This window comes from Jatrophihabitans sp., from assembly GCF_051960575.1.
Lineage (GTDB): Bacteria > Actinomycetota > Actinomycetes > Mycobacteriales > Jatrophihabitantaceae > JBQCEE01.
Genome location: NZ_JBQCEE010000420.1, coordinates 45,544 through 61,977, shown reverse-complemented (window position 1 = coordinate 61,977; position 16,434 = coordinate 45,544). Strand labels below are relative to the sequence as shown.

Below are 16,434 nucleotides of genomic sequence, written 5' to 3'. Positions count from 1 at the left end.
TGGTACGGGCATTAGCGTGAGCCATAGAGGACCTCCTTGGAGTGCATGCCTAGACACATCCACTCCGCCGGGAGGTCCTCCCTATTTCAAGCAGGCACGCCGTCAACAACCTCTCGGGTCACGACATTTAGCGCCTTGATGCCCCACGCGCGCGCCTGGTCGATGTCGCGGCCCTCGTAGCCGTCCATCGCGACCAGGTCCCACTTCAGCGACCGCACCGAATCGATGCGGTGCCAGATGCACATCTGCGCGACGTCGTAGGCCTTGATCAGTTCGCGCAGCGTGGAGAACGCGACGCGCTCCTGCGACCGCGGCCGGGCGGCGATGTTGTACCCGGTGATGAAGTCCTGGTGCCGCGGCCGGCCTTCGTAGCCCTGCAGCGCCGGGATCGGTGTGCCGGGCGCGAACGGGTTGGTGTTGTCCATCCCGGCGGCGTGCTCAGCGGCGACGACGTCGATCGGGGTGCCGTCGCCGAGGCGGACGACCTGCATGCCGGTGCCGGGTCGGGTCACGGTCTCGTCCGCCATCGTTACCGTCCACCTCCCCGGGCCGCTTTGAAGGCCGCCTGGCGGGCCGCAGCCCGCGCATCCATGTGTGTGCTCGTCTGCGCGGGTCCCGTAGCGGTGGTGGCCGGTTCAGCCGCTCCCGCGGCCGGCTGTGGTTCGACCGACGCCGACGCCGCGGCGACCGCAGCCTGCGCGGCGCGCTTGCGGAGCCACTCCGTCCACGCCGCCGCGCCGGTGCCGTCCAAGAGCAACCTCGCCAACGCCTGGGACGTCGCGTCCACCTGGTCGTCGTGCGTCCCGTTCGGGAACGCAGCCGCCTCGTCGATCAGCCCCTGCACGTCGAACAGCGCCACCGACGCGTCCGGCAGATACACGTTCCGGGCCTCAACGAACGGCGACACCGCGTACGCACGCGCGAGCTTCGACTCCGTCGGGGTGACCGCGATGAGGCCGGGGACCTTCCGGCGCAGCGAGTCCAGGACCGCCGGGCCGTTCGCCTTGTCCTCGACGAGCTTCGCCTTCGCCTGCGGCCACTTCAGCGTCATCGCCTGCACCGCGGCTACGGTCTCGGTGAACGACATCCGCCGCCGCACCTGGTCGAGCAGGAACACCTCGGCGCCCTTGCGGGCCCACACCTGCCCGACGACGAAGTCGGAGCCCTTGGTGTCCTTGAACGTCATGTCCCAGGACTGGATGACCTCGTCAGCCGCGTCGAGCTTGATCGGCAGCGTCTCGTATCGGGCCCACCAGCCGCGGCGCCACACGTTGCCGGAGTCCGGCGACGGGCGCCCCTGGTAAAGGGCGTTGAAGACGCGGGACCCGCGGGCGAGGCGGATCGCTTCCCACTGGGCGACGGTCCGCTTCCGGGCCGAGTTGAGCCACACACCGGGCTGCCGCCCGAGCGGGTCGGTCTGGCCCTTCTCTGGGTCGTGGTCGGCGAGGGCGGGGATGTTGACGACCCGCCAACGGTCGTAGTGCTCGGCGCCGGACTTGGCGTCCTCGGCCTGCTTGGCGATCAGCCGGCCGGCGAGGTCGTCTTCGTGCCACCTGGTGAGGATCACGATGACCGGTGCGCCCGGGGCGAGGCGGGGGCCAGAGACGGCCTGCCACCACTCCCACACCTTCTCGCGGTACCACTCGACGTCGGCCTGCTCGGGGCCGGAGAACGGGTCGTCGATGACGAGGGCGTCGGCGGGGCGGCCGGTGAACCCGGACCCGATGCCGACGCTGATGATGCCGCCCTTGCGGCCGGCGATCCGCCACCTGCGTTTGGCGCCGTTGTCGCGGGCGATCCGCAGGCCGAGGTCGAGGGTGCCGTCGGTGCCGTCGTGGGTGGTGATCCAGTTCCGGATGTCGCCGCCGAACCCTTCGGCCAGCGACATCGCGTACGAGGCGATCGCGATGCGCCGGTCGGGGTTGTCGGTGAGCGCCCACAGCGTCGACGTCTTCGTGACCCGCTCGGACTTCCCTTCCTGCGGCGGCATGCTGATGATCAGCCGCGCGTCCGGGGTCGTCCACGCCCGCACGGTCTCTGCGTCGATGACGTCGAGCGCTTCGGTCTGGACGGTCTCGGGGTTGATCGCGCGAGCGAGGTCGCCCGGGGTGGCCCACCGTCGGCCGGCGAGCGGTTGCGCGCGGCGTGCGTACCGGTCCGCAGCAGCGAGGGCGACCGCCGCGGTCATGCGCTCACACCCTCAGGGTCAGACGGCGATGCGGAGGTGCCGTTCGACGACGGCGGCGGTCTCCGGATCGTTCGGGTCGTGCCCGAGGTCGACGAGCACGGCGTCGAGGACGCGGACGAGCATCTCGGCGTGGCTCTCGGCGAGGCGGACGCGGCGCTCCTCGAGGCCGACCTTCATCGCTTCGAGGGAGAGCCGCTCGAGGTCGCGTTCGGCTTCGGCGAACAGCACGTACCAGGCGTTCGGCTTGGCCTCGCTGGTGGTGCCGTGGTCGTCGCCGCCGACCTTCTTCTTGGTCCGGCCCCAGACGAGGCCGCGGGGGTCGCGCTCGATCACTTCGCCGACTTGGGCGGCGAACCACTGGACGCGGGCGAGGCGGATGACGAGCTGCTGGGCGACGATGTCGGACGGGTCGACGTCGGCGGGGACCGGTTCGCCGGAGGCGCGGAACGCGAGCGCGCGGAGCTTCTGTTCGGCCTTGCGGCGGGTGTCTTCGATGTCGGCGCGGTGCTCGCCGGCGGCGCGGGCCTGCCGTGCCATGCCGCCGTGGGTGCGGCAGCAGTCGAGGCCGCGCATCGCCGGGGCGGAGCACGGGCCGCCGCCACGGTTCGGGGACTTGTGCTTGGAGCAGACGCGGCGGCCTTGGGGGTTGCGGTGCGTCTGCCCGCACTGCTCGCACCCGTAGCTGCCGTCGTCGTTGTACTGGCCGGTCGGCTTCTTCTTGCTCATGCCGTCGCCTGGGTGCGGTCGCGGTTGAGCCGCCACAGGTCACCGGGCGACACGACGCCGCCGGCGATGTGCGGGAACAGATCGACGCCGGCGGCCCGGTAGGCCTCGACGACGAGCTGCGAGCACATCAGCGTCGCGTCGGAGCGGGCCCGCTTCTTCAGCCAGCCGGGCACCCAGCCGTGGAACAGGTCGCCGCAGCCGATCGCGGCGTCGTCGAGCCACGAGTACGGGGCGCCGCGGTGGGCGGTGGCCCAGGCGACGATCTCGTCGCGCTGCGCGCCGGTGAGGCCTGCGGAGAGGGCGGTGAGCCACTCGACTTGCCGGTACGTCTTCGAGTGGCCGTACCCGGCGCCTTCGGGTCGTCCTTCGATCATCCAGTCCGACCGGTCGTCGACGGACAGGAACGCGTGGGCGACGGGTGCGCGGGTGATCCAGCGGATGCAGGCGGCGACCCAGCCGGATGAGGGCGTGACGCCGATGTCTCCGCGCATCGCTGGACCGCCCTTCTGGGGTGTCGTCGGGTGGGGCGGCTCGCTCGGCCGTGTTCCGAGCACTGCGAGCCGCCCGTGCGGGGCGATCCACGGCAACCCAATGGGGGGTGCGGGTGCCGCCGCGCTGGCCCCGACGAAGCCGAGTGCGGCGGCGGTGGTGCTGCTCCGAACTGGCCCGGGCCGGTCGGCCACCGGACTCAAGGCGCGGGCCTGCCGCGTCTCCCCGGCGCCCGTCCTGGCGGGCGGCGTGGGTACGTTGCGGCAGAACACCGGGCGTGAGTGGGAGCCCGTGCGATCAGCCCGGGCCGGTTCGGAAACTCAGAGGTGCGACGGCCGAGGCCGTGTGGAGGCGAGCCGCTCGAGGAGGACGTCGATCCGCTCGGCCGCGGCGTCGACCGCGAGGATCGCGTCGACGAGGTCGTTCTGCGCCTTCGCCTTCATGGCGGACGCGTGCCCGAGCTGGCGGCGGAGTTCTTCGCGCGTCGGCTCGGGCATCAGCGCGTCGTGGTCAGGCGGTCGGGGCGGGCTTCGGCGCCGGCGTCACGGTGACGTTGACGCTGATGCTGGACCCGGTGACGCCGTCGGTGGAGTGGTGGCCGCCGATGCTCGCGGCGGCGATCCCGTCGCCGAGCGCGGCGACGGCCTCGGTCGCGGCCTTGATCGCGGCGTCGGCGGTGTCGGACGCGAGCTGCGTCAGCGCGTAGTCGTTGGCGGCGCTGGCGGCTTCGAGGTCGGCCTTGGCCTTGGCGGCGCGGTCGGCGAACTCGGATGCGGGGCCGGAGGGGACGGCGAAGCTGAACGACATGCTGGTGCTCCTGTCGGGGTGGGAGAAATGCGAGCAGCCCGCGGGGTTCGAGGCACCGCGGGCTGCTGCGTTCTGGGGGGGGTGGAGACGGAGGCTCAGGCTCGGCCCGGATCGGTGTCGGGGCATACGTCTGCCAGTGCGAATCTACCTGTCACGTGGCGGCTGGCCTGTGTACCCGAATGGCGTGTCGCCCAAACACATCCTGTGGAATCCAACCAAAACCACACAGAACGGTGCTGGTCAGCCGCTGAACCGAGGCACCGCACCCGCCGGCGCCACGACCAGACCCGACCGGGCCTGCCGCGCCGCCTGCAGCAGCCCATTCGCGAGCTGCTCCGCGGTGTCCGGATCGACGAACCCCACGAACGACCCCGCGACGTGCTGCGCCTCGATGACCACCGCGCCGCCGGGCGCCTGCGGCAGTGGCGTGATCTTCCACTGCACCGGCGACGGCTGCGGCTGCACCACGGGCGCCGTCACGACGACCGCGTGTTCTGTGCGTTCTGGGCGGCGAGCATCGCGCCGATGATCTGCGCGGCCTCGGTCGAGGTGAACCCGGCGACCTGCAGCGCGAGGAACATCTGCCGCATCGCGCGGGCGCCTTCGATGAGGGCGGGGTCGATGTCGGCGTCCCAGCCCTCGGGTGGCAGGCCGCTCACGACCGGCCGCCGGCCCGACGGATGCCACGGGCGACAGCGCGCGCGAGCCCGTCGGCGTCGAGCAAGGCACCGCCCTCGCCGTCGCCCTTCTTGACGAAGATGTTGATCGCGATCGGCCGCTCGGGCGCCGGACCCTGGTCGGTCTCGCTCTCGGTGCCGTAGCCCTGGCGGTCCTCCGAGTCGGTTTGACCGACGACGGGTTCGGTCTTGGGGCACAGCGCGTCGACCAGGGCGCTCTGCATCCATCTGACGACGCGGTCCTCATCCCGCTTGGCGACCTGGATCGTCGCCTGCAGCGAGATGCTGGTGCGGTCCATGTCGTAGCTGGTCTGGCTCATCTCCGTGTCGACGAAGAGCTGACCGTGCGGGGTCTCGATGTCGAGGTGCACGTGTCGCTTCTGCTCGGACCACTGGTTCTGGTTCATCGGGTTGCCTCCTGTTCGGTCCGGGCCTTCTCGGCGCGGAGGTGCTCGACCCGGTCGGCCACATCACCGAACCGGTACAGCGGTTTGCCGTCGTCGTCGATGCCGACGGCGAGGATCGGCGGGAACGGGAACAGCCATGGCCGGTCCGGCCGGTAGCGGCGCTTGTCCCGCGAGATCCACAGGTCGAGGTTGTTCCGGGTGATCGGGAAGTCCAGCGACGAGAGCGAGTCGGCGATCTCTGCGGGGCGGGCCCAGACGTCGCGCATCTTCGGGAGCACCCATTCGCGGCGGTCGGCGACGCTGTAGGTGGTGCCGCAGGCCGGGCAGTCGACGGCCTGGTCCTGGTGGTTGGCGTACAGGTCGACGCCGCAGATCTCGTCCGCCCGCACGGTGATCACACCAGCGGCGTTGGTCTCGGTCTTCACGTCGGGTGCGGTGCACGGGCCGAGGTAGATCTCGGGTGCGCGGGAGTCGATGGCCTGCTCGATCGCGGCGGCGTGCCGCACGAGGTCGTTGATGAGCCGCGGGCCGCCGGCCCAGCGACGGACGAGCGGCGCGGCGGCCTCGAGGTACGCGAGCGGGCGAAGCGCAGCTGCGCGGGCATCGTTGCGTGCGTCGCTGTGGTCGCCGCGGATGACCATGCACGACCAGTGGCCGCAGTCGCCGCACGCGGGTCCGGCGTGGACGCGGGCCTTCCGCCACGACCGGACCGACGCGACCGCGGTGGCGATGGTGGCGATGACAGCGCGTTGCAGCCCGGCGGCGTCGATGTTCACCGGCAGCGGGTGCGCCGGCAGCGCGACCCGGCCGTGCTTCGTCCGCAGGGCAGCCGGGATGGCGGCCTGTTCAGCGTCCGCGACGGCGCCGACCTCGGCGAGAACGTCGCGGCGGGCGTAGTGGATGTCGCCCCGGTTCGTCTGGTCCTGCCTGCGGACGAGGACGGCGAGGTCCGGCAGCAGGTCACGGAGCGACAGCTGGATCCCTTGCGTGGACTGGCCGACGAGGCGGTGGAAGACGCGCATGCACTGGTCGCAGATCAGGCCGTCCGCGGTGGGGCGTTGGCAGCGTGGGCAGGGTGTGGCCGCTGGGGTCACGCGGTCGCTTCCTTCCGGTGGGTCTGGTACCAGGTCGCGGCTTCGGGTGGGAGCTTCCGAGCTGCGACGAGGTCGGCTGGGGTGGGGTCGAGGTGGGTGTCGCGGTCGGCGGTGTTGGCGGCGAGTTCGGCGTCGATGCGGACGATGAGCGCATCGACGCGCTGCATGCCGGTCACGCGGTGGCTGGTTCGTCGAGGAGGCCGAGTGCTTCGAGGACGGTCCGGGCGTCGCGCGCGGGCTGGTCGGACAAGCGGGCGGCGGTGCGGGCGACGTACCTGCGCGCGAGCGCCCGCTCCTCGGGTGTTGAGCGTGCGGGTGGGAGGAACGCGCCGCCCTTGAAGGCGGTGTCTCCGGTGAACGTCTCGCTGACCATGACGGGCTCAGTGCCTCTCTGCGGTGTTGGGGGTGCTCGGGTGCCGGGTCGGGTGGTTCCGTGGCCGTGCTGGGCGTTGGCGCCCGCTGCCGGTGGTCTGGTGGAGGACTTCGGCGCGGCGCCGTGCCCGTTCGGGGTCGAGTCGCTTCGCGCCGGCCGCGGTGCCGCGGGCGACGTGCTCGGGCTCGCCGAGGCATGCGGGGCGCTGCAGGCCGGTGGTGGTGAACCAGCGGACGCCGTCGGTGTGGAAGTCGAGGTGGCCGGCGGGCAGGGTGCAGCGGGCGGTGATGTCGAGGTCGTACCAGTCGACGGTGACCCGGCACCGGCCCGCGGCGGTCACCACTTGTGCCACCGGACGCCGCGGTACACCCACGCCGCGATGGCGCCGACGAACAGCGTGAGGAGCACGCAGAACGCGACGGTCAGGTACGTGAGCGCGATGTCGCCGAGCAGGGCCCGCCAGTGCTGATCCCGGTTCACTGCTGCCACGACCCTTCGTCGGCGTAGTCGGTCGGGTCGAGGTCCCACACGTCGCCGTGGGTCATGTCGTGGACCTGGTCGTGGTGGCAGTCGACGCAGCGGAACGCCATCAGCGTCGTGGCGACCCGTTCGGCGTGGAGTCGGCCGCGGCGGACCGCCGGGATGGCGAGGTCGTCGAGGTTGACCCAGACGGTGCCGCGGTTCATGACCTGCTCGGTCATGGATCCGCAGCGCACGCACGGCTGCGGCTTGGCGGCTGAGGGCGGGCAGATGAACACCTGCGCGGGTTGGGCGTGCCAGCCGTGCCATTCGATGCGGTGGCCGTCCCAGCGGGGTGGGAGGTCGTGGGCTCGTGGGAGTTCGAGCTGGCCGACGGCGACGCGGCTCATGTCGTCGCCTCGGTCGGCCCGGTCAGGGCGCGCGCGACGTCGCTGACGAGGGGCGGCGCGGCCAGGTTGCGGAGCAGCGCGAGCGCGGCGGCGATGCGAGCCTCGGCGGCGACACGAGCCGCGGCGGCGCTCCACCACGCCGAGCGGTAGCGCTCGATCTCGCCGTTGAGCGTTGCGAAGGTGTCGCGGTACAGCGCCTCGGCCTGCTCGGCGCGCGCGCGGTTCTGCTGGACGAGGTAGTGCGATCGCTCGGCTCGTCGTTCGGCCTGCTCGGCGCGCTGCACAGCGGCGTCAACCGCTTCAGCCGCCGTGATGCGGTCGTTCGCACTCGCCAGCGTCTCAACGTCCAGTCCGCGACGCAGCCGCTCGGCCTCATCGGCCAGCAAGATGGCGTGGCACGGCCACAGGTAGCCGTCGAGCTGGCACCGGTCGAGTCCTTCGTGGGTCTCTTCGGCAAGGTGGAGGGCGCGCGTTTGCGCCACGACGTCGCCGGTCATCGGCCGGTCCTCGCGTGCCACGTCAGGTGGGTCTGCAGCGACAGCAGCGGCACCGCCGCCGCGCAGACGTCGCACGCGAACATCGGCTCGGTCGGCCGCACCTCGCGGTACATCGAGAACGGGTCGCCGATGCGGATCTCGTGCCGGAGGGGTGCGTGCTGGTCGTCGCTCCGCGGCGCCATCAGGCACCGTCCTCGAGCGGGACGACGAACACCTTGCCGGGCGGCACGTACGGCGAGACCTCGACGTCGGTGCGGGCGTACTGCGGGTCGTCGGCGATCGCGGCGCGGATCTGGTCGGCGACATCGCTGGTGGCGACGACGAGACGCTGCCGCGGCGCGAGCAGGCGGCGCGCGGCCTCGAGGTCGGCGAGCACGTCTCGGCCGGTCATGTCGGTCTGCGCGGTCCACGCGCCGGGCGCGACGACGTCGCCAAGGTCAGGCAGCGCGACCGGGCACATGCCCGCCTCGAACCGGCGGCACATCTCGATCGGCGCGTCAGCGGCGCACGTGCCCGCGCCGGGCTCGACGGTGCGGAACGACGTGCAGTGCGAGCATGGCTGCGCGACGGCCTCCTGCTCGACGCCGCAGGTCACGTCGGCGTCGGTGACGGTCATGCGGTCATCGAGCGGAAGCTCGAACGGCGTCCGGTGGCAGCACGGCGTCACGACATCGCCGCCGAGCGGGGCGCGGTGCACGATCTCGGTCACAGGAGGGCTCCGTTCGCGATCTGCAGCAGGACGTCGGCGTGGCACGGGTCCTCAAGCGGGCACCAGCAGCAGAGATCCCGGCCGTGCAGTTCGGTGAGGACCTCGCTGACGTCGACCGGCAGGTACAGCCGGTACCGCTCGACAGCCCGCCCACGTGCGGCGGCGAGGTTGTGGCCCGTGCGCTGGTGGTCGAACCCGTGCCGGTCGAGCTCGAGGCAGTAGCCGGGCGTCACGCCGCACGCCCGCCGGGCGCACTCGACCACGCGAAACGGGTTGCCCCACTTGCTCGGGCGGGCGACGACGATCGCGCCCTCGGGCTTCCGCCACCCGGCGGCGCGCGACAGCTGAACCCGGGCCGGGGCGGTCACGCCGCCTCCTTCGCGCGATGCCGCTGCACCGTCCGCGGCGTCGTGTGCAGCAACTCCGCGATCTCCAACGCCGACCGGCCCCGCGCCGTCAACGTCGCCACCGCCGTCGCGAACTCGATCTGCGTCAGCACCACGTACTCGCCCCGCATCGCCCGCTCGATCGCCGTCTCGTCCGGCGGCGCCGGCGCAGCGACCGTCCGTGGGTTCGCCCGCCCAGACGGCTTCGCCCGGTGGCCGTGCGCGTCCTGGTACCGAGCGCGCTGGTACTCCCGCTCCGCCGCGATGCACGCGTCGTCGAGCGGCTCCCGCCGCGCCTTGTGCCGCACGAACGCCGCGTGTGTCCCACACGCCGCCAACGGCCGCGGCGGGCGGCGCGGCTTCTTCACCAGCGACACCGGCTTCGTGACCGACCGCAGCGGCGCCTCGTTCAGCCGCGGCAGCGGACGCTGCCACCACCGGTCCACCGGCACGTCGACCCGCACCAGCGCGGCCGCAGCGACCAGCGCCGCCGCCGCGTCGCCGCCGGCCGCGGCGAGCACGGTCCCGACCGCGTCCCGGACCGCGTCTGGGCCCTCGTCCCGCACGACCACCGCCAGGTTCAGCACCGCAGCGACAACCGCCGTCGTCTGCCCATCGCCCATCACGCCGACGCCTCCAGCACCAGCGCAGCGCCGATCAGCAGCCCACCGAGAGCCCAACCCCACCCGAGCATCCCGGGCAGCAGCAGCGCACCGACGACGGCCTGCAGCCAGCACGCGACCGCGGCGAGGCCGAGGACGGCGCGCTGCGTGGGGGTCTTCGGCGGCTCGGTTGGGCGGTCGAGAGGTCGTGGGCTGCGGGTTGGTGGGGTCATGGGTTGCCTCCTTCGATGGCGCGGAGTGCTCGTGGGTGGGTGCAGCGTTCGAGGGGTTTGCCGTCGGGGTCGGTGAGCCAGCCGTCGCCGGAGCAGTCGGGGCAGGCTCGGATGGCGGCGGCTCGTGCGGCGCGTTCGGCTTTCTTGCGTGCGGTGGCTGCGGTGGCTTCGGCTTCTTCGGCTTCGCGGACGCGGCGGCAGCCGTGGCAGGGGCGGTCGGTGCCGCTGGGGTGTTCAGGGCAGCCTTTGGTTGTGGGGGTGGGGGTGGTGTTGCTCGCGCGGAGCGTTTCGCTCCCCCCCGGTTCTAACTGGTTAACAACACTTCTTTCTTCTACTTCTTTCTTCTGTGGCGTTACAGGAACGGGCTTGGAACGTTGCATCGTCTGATCGTTGGAACTGTTTTGTAACGTTGCATCGACGTCTAGAGCGCCCTGTCTGTCGAGGTTTCGCTTCTCGTTGCGGTGTCGACGCACCCGCTCCGTGGAGGAATCTGAAGCGGGGTTTCTGGCCCTGAATCTCGGGACCAACACGGTGTCTTTCTCGACCTTTACTAGGCCCATTTCTCGCATCCTTCTGAGGGCGACGGCGACCTCGCGGGTGGGCACTCCGGCGAAGTCGGCGAGCTGCCGGCCGGTCATCGGGACACCTGGTGAGAGCAGCAGGACACCTGGCTCCGGCGACTTCCTGGCGGCGGCGAGGACGCATGCCCAGATCCACCGCTGCGTCGGCGTGAGGCTGCGGATCTTCGGGTCGGACGGCATCTCGGTCCAGAACCGGTACCAGTAGTCCGGGGTCTTCGGCATCAACGCCGCCAGCGTGGGGCGGGTGTTGATGGTGGCGGAGTCAAGGCCGGGGCGCCTTCCTGGGTGCGGTGTCGGGTTTGAACCGTGCTGCTACGGGGTAAGGGCAATTGGGGCTGTCCGGGCCCTCGTCCGTCCTGGTGGGCCGCGCACCGGCGCCTCTGCGGGGATCACAGTCGGCCCGCCCGGCGAAGTACCTGTTCGGCCTGCTCGACGGCGTCCCACCGGGACCGGTCGCCGTTGTTGCGGTCGGGGTGCGCGTGCGCCTTCGCTCGGCGCAAGACTCCGGCGATGCCGCCGTTCTCGCCGAACTCCTCGACGCCTGCCTCCTTGAGCAGCACGGCGGCGGCCATCTCGTCCGTCATGCCGGACGGCGCGGCGCCGGACCCAGCAGGGAGCGCGCGGAACCCTTGGTACTGCTCGGCGCGGCGGGTGGCGCCGTACCGGTCGACCGCGCGCAGCGCCTTGAGCGTCTTCGCGATCGCGCGGACGTTGTGCTGCCAGTCGGCGAGGCGCCGGTGCCGGTCGACCGGCCCGCGCACGTACCGGTCGCAGCGGTACAGGAGCGGGCCGTGGATCGACTCGAAGGCGACCACGACGGCCGGTGACGAGGCCTTGGCGTCGGCGCGCAGCTCGCCGTCGACACGGATGTCGCGCTCGCGGACGTCGACCTCGACGACGGGATCAGGCATGCCCTGCTCCTGCAGCGCGTAGACCTCGCGGATCAGGTCGCCGAGTGTCTCGCCCCACGACGCCGAGAACGGCGAGTAGATCCGCTGCTCCGGCGGCCGGAACCAGGTGCGGTCGCTGATCGGCCGGACGGTGTAGCGCGCCGTCATCGGGCGTCCTCCATTGCGTACGAGCGGCAGTCCGCGCACATGAGCACGAAGCGGCCGGAGCTGCAGCGCTCGCACTCCGCGCCCGGGCACCCGTCGTCGCCCGGGCAGCCGTCGACGAGGCCGGCGCGCGCGGCTACCCAATCGATGTGGCTCGCGAGGGCGTCCATGGCGTTGCCGCGGTGACCGTCGAGGTGTTCGACCGCGGCGAGGGCGGTCAGGGCGACGTCGAGCAGCTCCTTCACGACGAGGCTGGTGTCGTTGGTGACGCCCTTGCGCGGGTTCTGACCGGTCGCGCCGATGTAGGCCTGGATGACCTCGCCGCACTCCTCGGCCACCTTGGCGAGCCGGCCCCATGTGCGGGCCTCCGTGCCGCGGTGCGCGTTGCCGTCGTCGATCCACATCGACAGCGCGACGAGGAGATCGGCGTCGGTCGGGACGGTGGTCATGGGGTTGCTCCGATCATGAGCTGCCGAGTGGGGCGGATGGGCGGGTGCCAGACGAGCAAGCAGCAGCCGAACGGCGGCCGCTCGTTCGGGCCGATCGCCGACTGACCGGGGCGGAGGAACCGCATACGGCCGCGGAGGAACGTGACGGTGAGCGGCGAGCCGGGCTGGTCGCGGAACGGCTCGACGAGGCGCTGCCACCAGCCCTGCTCGGTGCGGTTGGCGGGCAGCAGCATGACGATGCCGCCGGTGGCGGGGTGCTCGTCCCAGGCCTTCGCGACCCAAGGTTCGATGTCGCTGTACGGCGGGTTGCACCAGACGGTCTCCCCCCCCATGACCTTGACAGTGCGTCGTCCTCGCGCGTCCAGAACCGGGGCAGTTTCGCGTTGTGCGGGGCTGCGGCGGCGTCGACGGTGAACTGCCACCGGTCGTGGAGCGGCGCCCAGTCCTCGTCGGTGATGGCGCGGTCGTCGGTCTCGTCGGTCGACGCCCACCGCCGGTCGTTGCCGGACCGATGCGGCCGGCCCTTGACCTGCTGCGGGTGGTTCTGTGCCTGGAACCGGACGAGGCTCACGCGACGGCCTCGCCGTGCACAATCGCCCGGAGCCGGGCTCCGATCCACTCCCCGACGGGCGGCGAAACGGCGTTGCCGAACCCATCGACCTGGTCTCGCGCGGAGCCCCAGACGATGAAGTCGCCCTTGTGGTCGCCGAAGTCGACGTCGAACCCGCAGCCGCGGCCGACCTCGTGGGCGGCCATCATCCGGAAGTAGCAGTCCTCGAGGGGCAGGTCGGCGAGGGCGGCGCGCCACTCGGCCGTCAGCAGCGCGGTGGTGTCCCGCGATGTGAGCGCGCCGAGCGGATCGGTGACCGGGTGGGGGGCGGTGTCGTCGGGCGACGAGCCGTTCTGCTTGTACCAGCCGGAGAACAGCAGGCTCTGCGTCACGCCCGCTCCGACGACTGTGCCGAGTGGGTCCGAGACTGGATGGGGCGCAGTCTCCGACCCTTGGGGCCCATTGAGTCGAAGTGTTCCGGCGGCGGTGAGCAGGCCGGGGATCTGGTCGGAGGTGACGGTCGGCATCGCTTCGCCGTGCGTGGTCGGCAGGGTGTTCTGCCGGAACGGCACCACACCCGTCGACAGGACGCCGAGGCCACCGGAGCCGGCGTTGCCGACGAGCGTCTCCATCGGTTCGCCGAGGCTGCGACTGGTGCCGTTCGTGCGGTTCGGGATCACCCGCGCCGTCAGCAGCCCGAGCGTCTCCGAGCCGCCCTGCGTCGGCAGCGCCTCGGCCGCCGACCGCGGTGCGCCCTGGTAGTTGTCGACCGCGAGCAGGACGGCCTTCTCGTGAACCGACGTGACCGTGTCCATCGGCCGGGTGATGTGCTGCCCGTCGCCGTTGTGGCGGTGCGCGGGCAGCACCGTGCCCGTCGTGAGGAGCGCGGCCTCCTGCTGCGACGTCTGCGTGGCCATCGGCTGCAGCAGGTGCCGCTCCGACCCGTGGTCGGCCTTCGCCGGCATCAGAACGGCGGGGAAGTCGGCGAACCGCTGACGGCAGCGCTCGGCCCTGGCGAGCGTCGCGGGCGCCATCGGGAAGTCGCCGAGGTACGCCTTGGTCTTCTTGTCGTAGAACGGCTTCAGCGGCTTGTCGCCGATGCGGGTGCCGAGGTTCGACAGGTCGAGGGCGTGCAGCGACGGCGTCGCTGACGGGATCACCTCCGACCTGCACGACGGGCACCGGTAGCAGTACTGCTTGCCGTAGCGGACCGACCCCGACGGTGGGACGCCGGTCTTCCACGTCCACACCGCCTCGACGACGGTCGAGCAGCGCGAGCACCACGAGTGCGGCCGGTGGTCGAGATCCGGCGCGGGGAGCATGCGGTCCCAGAACGCGATGTAGAGCCGGTCGCGGGACTGCGGCACGCCGAAGAACATCGAGTTCAGGTAGAGCACGCGGTGCCGGTAGCCGAGCTTTCCGAACTCGCCGATCCACCACCGGTAGGTGGTGCCGTCGCCGATCTTCGGGTTCGTGACGAGCGCCGGTCCCCACGAGGTGAGCTCGGTCGTGCACTCGACGAGGATCAGCCGGGGGTGGTGCTCGGCGGCGTAGTGCAGGACGCAGTTCGCGGTTGCGCGGTCCCGCTCTGACCTGGTGACGCGGGCCTCGAAGTCTGGGTCCTCGAGGTCGAACAGCGATACCCGCTGCTCGTACGCCTTCTGCGTGTTGGCCTGCGAGTGGTTGACGCAGGAGACGCCGGCGGCGAGCAGGTCGACCGGGGGGAGGTCGCGGGCGGAGTGGTAGTCGGCGGACTCGGGGTCGACGAGGTCGGCGATCCAGTGCTCGGCGTGCGGGTGGTTCGCCTCGTGGACCTGGACCTTGTACTCGTTGTGGTTGGCGGCGACGATCGTGGTGAACCCGGCGCGCTCGATGCCGCGGGTGAGGCCGCCGAATCCGGAGAACAGGTCGCCGGCGATCAGGTCGTCGTGCTTGAACCGCCGCTTCCGGACGGCCGGGCGGTGCTCGGCGGCGCCGCGCTTCTTCCTTCGCGCGGTGGTCGCGCTCATGTGCTGCTCCTTCCGGGGTCGGGTGTGTGGGTGAGGGCGGCGCTGGTCGCTTGGAGCAGCAGCTCGACCGACGCGACAGGCGCAGGGCCCCACCAGGCGGGCCAGCGGCAGCAGGCCAGGCAGAACACGCCGAACGCGGACGGGGCCAGGGCGACGCCGCGTGCGCTGCAGTGCCCGCATGCGCCGTCCGAGCTGAACCCGACGGCGAGGGTGCCGTCGGCGTGCTGGCGTCCTTCGATTACGGCCATCAGGCGTCGCCCTGGATTGCTCGACGGATCCGCCACGTGTCGATCAGGCCGGGTGACGCGATACCGGCTTGCCGCCAACGGCGGTCGATGGCGTCGCACTCGTCGAGAACGCGGGCGATCGCCGCCTCGGCCTTGCTCGCGCGCGCTTCGAGGGCGTCGACGGTCGACCGGAGGAAGGTGCGCTCGGCTGTGTCGGCGAGACGGTCGTCTTCATAGGGCAGGAGCCGGGGCGACGGTTCGGGGTCGACGAGGCCGAGGTACACGCCGGCTTTCCGCAGCAGGTCGCGGGCCATCAGCACTCCCTCGGGTGGTTGGTGCCGCACTCGGCGCAGCGCGGCGACTTGAGCGCCGCGGCGTCGGCGGCCTGGTCGGGTGCGTCGGGGCAGACGGCGTGGGCGTAGTTCCCGGCCCGGTCGAGCCACCGGCATTCGTCGCCGATGTGCACGACGCCGTCGCAGTCGCCGCAGCGGCCGACGAAGTGCGCGACCCAGATCCCGGTCACGGGGCACCGTCCAGCGCGGCCTGGACCTCGGTCACGTAGACGGTCATCGACTCCGACGGCGACACGAGCCGCGAGTGCGCGAGGATCCGCGCGACGGCGGCGAGACGCTGCTCGGCCAGTTCGGCGCGGGCCCGCATCGCGGTCGCGTGCTCGCCGACGTCGTGGTGCGACCACAGGGTCAGCGGCGGCGGGGTACCGCGAAGGGCGTTCACCGCGCCCGTGAGCAGCTTGGCCTGCTTGTCGACGAGCCGGTGCAGGTCCTCGACATCCGCGATCCGCCGCTCGACCTCGTCGGCCAGGTCGGCGATCAAGTGATCAGCGGCAGCGATCCCCCCTTGGAACCTTCGTGCCCGCGTCACGATGTCGTCGGTCATGACGGCTGCCCTTCTCGGGCGAGCGCGACCATCGAGCAGCCGTCCGGGGTGGCGCGCCACAGCCTCGGCATCCCCTGCGCTCGGCCGCGCTGCCGGTCCGGACGGACGCAACCCATGTCGACGAGCAGCGACAGCGCGGACGACACCTTCCCGCGAGGCGCGACCGCGTCCGCCGGCGCGACCGCCGCGACGACCGCGTCGAACGTGGCTGGTCCGTGGTCGACCAGGTACACGAGAACGTCGGTCGGGCAGTCCGCGAGCCTCACGTTGATCGTGCTCATGAGACACCGAGCGGGACGAGCGGCTGCGCTTCGTTGTGGACCTGCGCGTTGACACACCCGCACCCGTCGCAGGTGAACCGCATCTGGCGGCGCCGGACCTTCTCCATGCACGGGTCGCACAGCAGTGTGATCTCGGAGATGCCGCAGTGGCAGCGGGTCCGCAGGATCCACGCTGCCGGCCGGTCGCAGCGGACTCGGCGGGCGGGGTCGTGCATGACCTCGCAGCACGGTGTCAGCGAGTCCCAGTCGACTGCCTGCACCTCACGGACAGCGTCGAGCAGTTCAGCCATGCCCATCGGGCACTCCTTCTCGTGTCTCTGGTCCGGCA

General features: G+C 71.7%; 32 protein-coding genes. All 32 read right to left on the bottom strand.

Annotated features, from left to right (window positions below; translation table 11 throughout):
* Window positions 1-86 precede the first annotated feature (86 nt).
* The 32 genes from ACTHMS_RS23665 to ACTHMS_RS23510 all read right to left on the bottom strand — a co-directional run bounded on the left by ACTHMS_RS23665 (window position 87) and on the right by ACTHMS_RS23510 (window position 16,402).
* Entirely contained in the window at window positions 87-527 is a 441-nt protein-coding gene (locus ACTHMS_RS23665) for a hypothetical protein (protein WP_440309111.1), read from the bottom strand.
* Between the two features lie 2 nt (window positions 528-529).
* Complete coding sequence (gene terL / locus ACTHMS_RS23660) at window positions 530-2,188, bottom strand: phage terminase large subunit (protein ID WP_440309110.1); 1,659 nt, start codon at window positions 2,186-2,188, stop codon at window positions 530-532.
* A gap of 18 nt (window positions 2,189-2,206) precedes the next feature.
* Complete coding sequence (locus tag ACTHMS_RS23655) at window positions 2,207-2,914, bottom strand: hypothetical protein (protein ID WP_440309109.1); 708 nt, start codon at window positions 2,912-2,914, stop codon at window positions 2,207-2,209.
* Window positions 2,911-3,405 carry a hypothetical protein gene (locus ACTHMS_RS23650; RefSeq protein ID WP_440309108.1) on the bottom strand — a complete coding sequence of 165 codons (495 nt, stop codon included), beginning with the start codon at window positions 3,403-3,405 and terminating at the stop codon, window positions 2,911-2,913. The genes ACTHMS_RS23655 and ACTHMS_RS23650 overlap by 4 nt, the downstream gene beginning before the upstream one ends.
* Before the next feature lie 318 nt (window positions 3,406-3,723).
* Window positions 3,724-3,900: a hypothetical protein gene (locus ACTHMS_RS23645; RefSeq protein ID WP_440309107.1), complete on the bottom strand. Its 177-nt coding sequence runs from the start codon at window positions 3,898-3,900 to the stop codon at window positions 3,724-3,726.
* A 13-nt stretch (window positions 3,901-3,913) separates the two neighbouring features.
* A complete protein-coding gene (locus tag ACTHMS_RS23640; protein ID WP_440309106.1) occupies window positions 3,914-4,210 on the bottom strand; it encodes a hypothetical protein in 297 nt (98 codons plus the stop codon).
* Between the two features lie 240 nt (window positions 4,211-4,450).
* Entirely contained in the window at window positions 4,451-4,690 is a 240-nt protein-coding gene (locus tag ACTHMS_RS23635; protein WP_440309105.1) for a hypothetical protein, read from the bottom strand.
* Window positions 4,687-4,869, bottom strand: a complete 183-nt coding sequence (locus ACTHMS_RS23630; protein ID WP_440309104.1) for a hypothetical protein — start codon at window positions 4,867-4,869, stop codon at window positions 4,687-4,689. Before ACTHMS_RS23630 ends, ACTHMS_RS23635 begins: the two co-directional genes overlap by 4 nt.
* Complete coding sequence (locus tag ACTHMS_RS23625; protein WP_440309103.1) at window positions 4,866-5,294, bottom strand: hypothetical protein; 429 nt, start codon at window positions 5,292-5,294, stop codon at window positions 4,866-4,868. The genes ACTHMS_RS23630 and ACTHMS_RS23625 overlap by 4 nt, the downstream gene beginning before the upstream one ends.
* Entirely contained in the window at window positions 5,291-6,316 is a 1,026-nt protein-coding gene (locus tag ACTHMS_RS23620) for a hypothetical protein (RefSeq protein ID WP_440309102.1), read from the bottom strand. Before ACTHMS_RS23620 ends, ACTHMS_RS23625 begins: the two co-directional genes overlap by 4 nt.
* Before the next feature lie 68 nt (window positions 6,317-6,384).
* The gene (locus tag ACTHMS_RS23615) at window positions 6,385-6,564 is read right to left on the bottom strand and encodes a hypothetical protein (protein ID WP_440309101.1); all 180 of its coding nucleotides are present in this window, start codon (window positions 6,562-6,564) and stop codon (window positions 6,385-6,387) included.
* On the bottom strand, window positions 6,561-6,761 hold the full coding sequence (locus ACTHMS_RS23610) for a hypothetical protein (RefSeq protein ID WP_440309100.1): 201 nt from the start codon (window positions 6,759-6,761) through the stop codon (window positions 6,561-6,563). Before ACTHMS_RS23610 ends, ACTHMS_RS23615 begins: the two co-directional genes overlap by 4 nt.
* A gap of 7 nt (window positions 6,762-6,768) precedes the next feature.
* Window positions 6,769-7,104: a hypothetical protein gene (locus tag ACTHMS_RS23605; RefSeq protein ID WP_440309099.1), complete on the bottom strand. Its 336-nt coding sequence runs from the start codon at window positions 7,102-7,104 to the stop codon at window positions 6,769-6,771.
* A complete protein-coding gene (locus tag ACTHMS_RS23600) occupies window positions 7,098-7,250 on the bottom strand; it encodes a hypothetical protein (protein ID WP_440309098.1) in 153 nt (50 codons plus the stop codon). The genes ACTHMS_RS23605 and ACTHMS_RS23600 overlap by 7 nt, the downstream gene beginning before the upstream one ends.
* Complete coding sequence (locus ACTHMS_RS23595; protein ID WP_440309097.1) at window positions 7,238-7,630, bottom strand: hypothetical protein; 393 nt, start codon at window positions 7,628-7,630, stop codon at window positions 7,238-7,240. Before ACTHMS_RS23595 ends, ACTHMS_RS23600 begins: the two co-directional genes overlap by 13 nt.
* A complete protein-coding gene (locus tag ACTHMS_RS23590) occupies window positions 7,627-8,127 on the bottom strand; it encodes a hypothetical protein (protein WP_440309096.1) in 501 nt (166 codons plus the stop codon). Before ACTHMS_RS23590 ends, ACTHMS_RS23595 begins: the two co-directional genes overlap by 4 nt.
* Complete coding sequence (locus ACTHMS_RS23585) at window positions 8,124-8,309, bottom strand: hypothetical protein (RefSeq protein ID WP_440309095.1); 186 nt, start codon at window positions 8,307-8,309, stop codon at window positions 8,124-8,126. Before ACTHMS_RS23585 ends, ACTHMS_RS23590 begins: the two co-directional genes overlap by 4 nt.
* The gene (locus ACTHMS_RS23580; RefSeq protein ID WP_440309094.1) at window positions 8,309-8,836 is read right to left on the bottom strand and encodes a hypothetical protein; all 528 of its coding nucleotides are present in this window, start codon (window positions 8,834-8,836) and stop codon (window positions 8,309-8,311) included. The genes ACTHMS_RS23585 and ACTHMS_RS23580 overlap by 1 nt, the downstream gene beginning before the upstream one ends.
* Window positions 8,833-9,204, bottom strand: coding sequence for a DUF4326 domain-containing protein (locus tag ACTHMS_RS23575; RefSeq protein ID WP_440309093.1), 372 nt, complete (start codon window positions 9,202-9,204; stop codon window positions 8,833-8,835). Before ACTHMS_RS23575 ends, ACTHMS_RS23580 begins: the two co-directional genes overlap by 4 nt.
* Window positions 9,201-9,848 (bottom strand): hypothetical protein, encoded by a 648-nt coding sequence (locus tag ACTHMS_RS23570; protein ID WP_440309092.1) that lies wholly within the window; start codon window positions 9,846-9,848, stop codon window positions 9,201-9,203. The genes ACTHMS_RS23575 and ACTHMS_RS23570 overlap by 4 nt, the downstream gene beginning before the upstream one ends.
* Window positions 9,845-10,057, bottom strand: coding sequence for a hypothetical protein (locus ACTHMS_RS23565; protein WP_440309091.1), 213 nt, complete (start codon window positions 10,055-10,057; stop codon window positions 9,845-9,847). The genes ACTHMS_RS23570 and ACTHMS_RS23565 overlap by 4 nt, the downstream gene beginning before the upstream one ends.
* On the bottom strand, window positions 10,054-10,860 hold the full coding sequence (locus ACTHMS_RS23560; RefSeq protein ID WP_440309090.1) for a hypothetical protein: 807 nt from the start codon (window positions 10,858-10,860) through the stop codon (window positions 10,054-10,056). Before ACTHMS_RS23560 ends, ACTHMS_RS23565 begins: the two co-directional genes overlap by 4 nt.
* Window positions 10,861-11,027: 167 nt before the next feature.
* The gene (locus tag ACTHMS_RS23555; RefSeq protein ID WP_440309089.1) at window positions 11,028-11,696 is read right to left on the bottom strand and encodes a molecular chaperone DnaJ; all 669 of its coding nucleotides are present in this window, start codon (window positions 11,694-11,696) and stop codon (window positions 11,028-11,030) included.
* Window positions 11,693-12,142 (bottom strand): MazG-like family protein, encoded by a 450-nt coding sequence (locus ACTHMS_RS23550; protein WP_440309088.1) that lies wholly within the window; start codon window positions 12,140-12,142, stop codon window positions 11,693-11,695. The genes ACTHMS_RS23555 and ACTHMS_RS23550 overlap by 4 nt, the downstream gene beginning before the upstream one ends.
* Window positions 12,139-12,474, bottom strand: a complete 336-nt coding sequence (locus tag ACTHMS_RS23545; protein ID WP_440309087.1) for a DNA N-6-adenine-methyltransferase — start codon at window positions 12,472-12,474, stop codon at window positions 12,139-12,141. Before ACTHMS_RS23545 ends, ACTHMS_RS23550 begins: the two co-directional genes overlap by 4 nt.
* Window positions 12,475-12,709: 235 nt before the next feature.
* Window positions 12,710-14,701 carry a DNA cytosine methyltransferase gene (locus ACTHMS_RS23540; RefSeq protein ID WP_440309086.1) on the bottom strand — a complete coding sequence of 664 codons (1,992 nt, stop codon included), beginning with the start codon at window positions 14,699-14,701 and terminating at the stop codon, window positions 12,710-12,712.
* Entirely contained in the window at window positions 14,698-14,949 is a 252-nt protein-coding gene (locus ACTHMS_RS23535) for a hypothetical protein (RefSeq protein ID WP_440309085.1), read from the bottom strand. Before ACTHMS_RS23535 ends, ACTHMS_RS23540 begins: the two co-directional genes overlap by 4 nt.
* Window positions 14,949-15,242: a hypothetical protein gene (locus tag ACTHMS_RS23530; protein ID WP_440309084.1), complete on the bottom strand. Its 294-nt coding sequence runs from the start codon at window positions 15,240-15,242 to the stop codon at window positions 14,949-14,951. Before ACTHMS_RS23530 ends, ACTHMS_RS23535 begins: the two co-directional genes overlap by 1 nt.
* The gene (locus ACTHMS_RS23525) at window positions 15,242-15,451 is read right to left on the bottom strand and encodes a hypothetical protein (protein WP_440309083.1); all 210 of its coding nucleotides are present in this window, start codon (window positions 15,449-15,451) and stop codon (window positions 15,242-15,244) included. Before ACTHMS_RS23525 ends, ACTHMS_RS23530 begins: the two co-directional genes overlap by 1 nt.
* Window positions 15,448-15,825: a hypothetical protein gene (locus tag ACTHMS_RS23520; protein WP_440309082.1), complete on the bottom strand. Its 378-nt coding sequence runs from the start codon at window positions 15,823-15,825 to the stop codon at window positions 15,448-15,450. The genes ACTHMS_RS23525 and ACTHMS_RS23520 overlap by 4 nt, the downstream gene beginning before the upstream one ends.
* Window positions 15,822-16,106: a hypothetical protein gene (locus ACTHMS_RS23515; RefSeq protein WP_440309081.1), complete on the bottom strand. Its 285-nt coding sequence runs from the start codon at window positions 16,104-16,106 to the stop codon at window positions 15,822-15,824. Before ACTHMS_RS23515 ends, ACTHMS_RS23520 begins: the two co-directional genes overlap by 4 nt.
* A complete protein-coding gene (locus tag ACTHMS_RS23510) occupies window positions 16,103-16,402 on the bottom strand; it encodes a hypothetical protein (RefSeq protein ID WP_440309080.1) in 300 nt (99 codons plus the stop codon). Before ACTHMS_RS23510 ends, ACTHMS_RS23515 begins: the two co-directional genes overlap by 4 nt.
* Window positions 16,403-16,434: the final 32 nt, after the last annotated feature.

Excerpts from the sequence above, each read along its gene's own strand:
- ACTHMS_RS23665 (WP_440309111.1), bottom strand. The coding sequence starts at position 527 with ATGGCGGACGAGACCGTGACCCGACCCGGCACCGGCATGCAGGTCGTC.
- terL (WP_440309110.1), bottom strand. The coding sequence starts at position 2,188 with ATGACCGCGGCGGTCGCCCTCGCTGCTGCGGACCGGTACGCACGCCGC.
- ACTHMS_RS23655 (WP_440309109.1), bottom strand. The coding sequence starts at position 2,914 with ATGAGCAAGAAGAAGCCGACCGGCCAGTACAACGACGACGGCAGCTAC.
- ACTHMS_RS23650 (WP_440309108.1), bottom strand. The coding sequence starts at position 3,405 with ATGCGCGGAGACATCGGCGTCACGCCCTCATCCGGCTGGGTCGCCGCC.
- ACTHMS_RS23645 (WP_440309107.1), bottom strand. The coding sequence starts at position 3,900 with ATGCCCGAGCCGACGCGCGAAGAACTCCGCCGCCAGCTCGGGCACGCG.
- ACTHMS_RS23640 (WP_440309106.1), bottom strand. The coding sequence starts at position 4,210 with ATGTCGTTCAGCTTCGCCGTCCCCTCCGGCCCCGCATCCGAGTTCGCC.
- ACTHMS_RS23625 (WP_440309103.1), bottom strand. The coding sequence starts at position 5,294 with ATGAACCAGAACCAGTGGTCCGAGCAGAAGCGACACGTGCACCTCGAC.
- ACTHMS_RS23620 (WP_440309102.1), bottom strand. The coding sequence starts at position 6,316 with ATGCGCGTCTTCCACCGCCTCGTCGGCCAGTCCACGCAAGGGATCCAG.
- ACTHMS_RS23610 (WP_440309100.1), bottom strand. The coding sequence starts at position 6,761 with ATGGTCAGCGAGACGTTCACCGGAGACACCGCCTTCAAGGGCGGCGCG.
- ACTHMS_RS23595 (WP_440309097.1), bottom strand. The coding sequence starts at position 7,630 with ATGAGCCGCGTCGCCGTCGGCCAGCTCGAACTCCCACGAGCCCACGAC.
- ACTHMS_RS23590 (WP_440309096.1), bottom strand. The coding sequence starts at position 8,127 with ATGACCGGCGACGTCGTGGCGCAAACGCGCGCCCTCCACCTTGCCGAA.
- ACTHMS_RS23585 (WP_440309095.1), bottom strand. The coding sequence starts at position 8,309 with ATGGCGCCGCGGAGCGACGACCAGCACGCACCCCTCCGGCACGAGATC.
- ACTHMS_RS23565 (WP_440309091.1), bottom strand. The coding sequence starts at position 10,057 with ATGACCCCACCAACCCGCAGCCCACGACCTCTCGACCGCCCAACCGAG.
- ACTHMS_RS23560 (WP_440309090.1), bottom strand. The coding sequence starts at position 10,860 with ATGCCGAAGACCCCGGACTACTGGTACCGGTTCTGGACCGAGATGCCG.
- ACTHMS_RS23555 (WP_440309089.1), bottom strand. The coding sequence starts at position 11,696 with ATGACGGCGCGCTACACCGTCCGGCCGATCAGCGACCGCACCTGGTTC.
- ACTHMS_RS23550 (WP_440309088.1), bottom strand. The coding sequence starts at position 12,142 with ATGACCACCGTCCCGACCGACGCCGATCTCCTCGTCGCGCTGTCGATG.
- ACTHMS_RS23545 (WP_440309087.1), bottom strand. The coding sequence starts at position 12,474 with ATGGGGGGGGAGACCGTCTGGTGCAACCCGCCGTACAGCGACATCGAA.
- ACTHMS_RS23540 (WP_440309086.1), bottom strand. The coding sequence starts at position 14,701 with ATGAGCGCGACCACCGCGCGAAGGAAGAAGCGCGGCGCCGCCGAGCAC.
- ACTHMS_RS23535 (WP_440309085.1), bottom strand. The coding sequence starts at position 14,949 with ATGGCCGTAATCGAAGGACGCCAGCACGCCGACGGCACCCTCGCCGTC.
- ACTHMS_RS23530 (WP_440309084.1), bottom strand. The coding sequence starts at position 15,242 with ATGGCCCGCGACCTGCTGCGGAAAGCCGGCGTGTACCTCGGCCTCGTC.
- ACTHMS_RS23520 (WP_440309082.1), bottom strand. The coding sequence starts at position 15,825 with ATGACCGACGACATCGTGACGCGGGCACGAAGGTTCCAAGGGGGGATC.
- ACTHMS_RS23515 (WP_440309081.1), bottom strand. The coding sequence starts at position 16,106 with ATGAGCACGATCAACGTGAGGCTCGCGGACTGCCCGACCGACGTTCTC.
- ACTHMS_RS23510 (WP_440309080.1), bottom strand. The coding sequence starts at position 16,402 with ATGGGCATGGCTGAACTGCTCGACGCTGTCCGTGAGGTGCAGGCAGTC.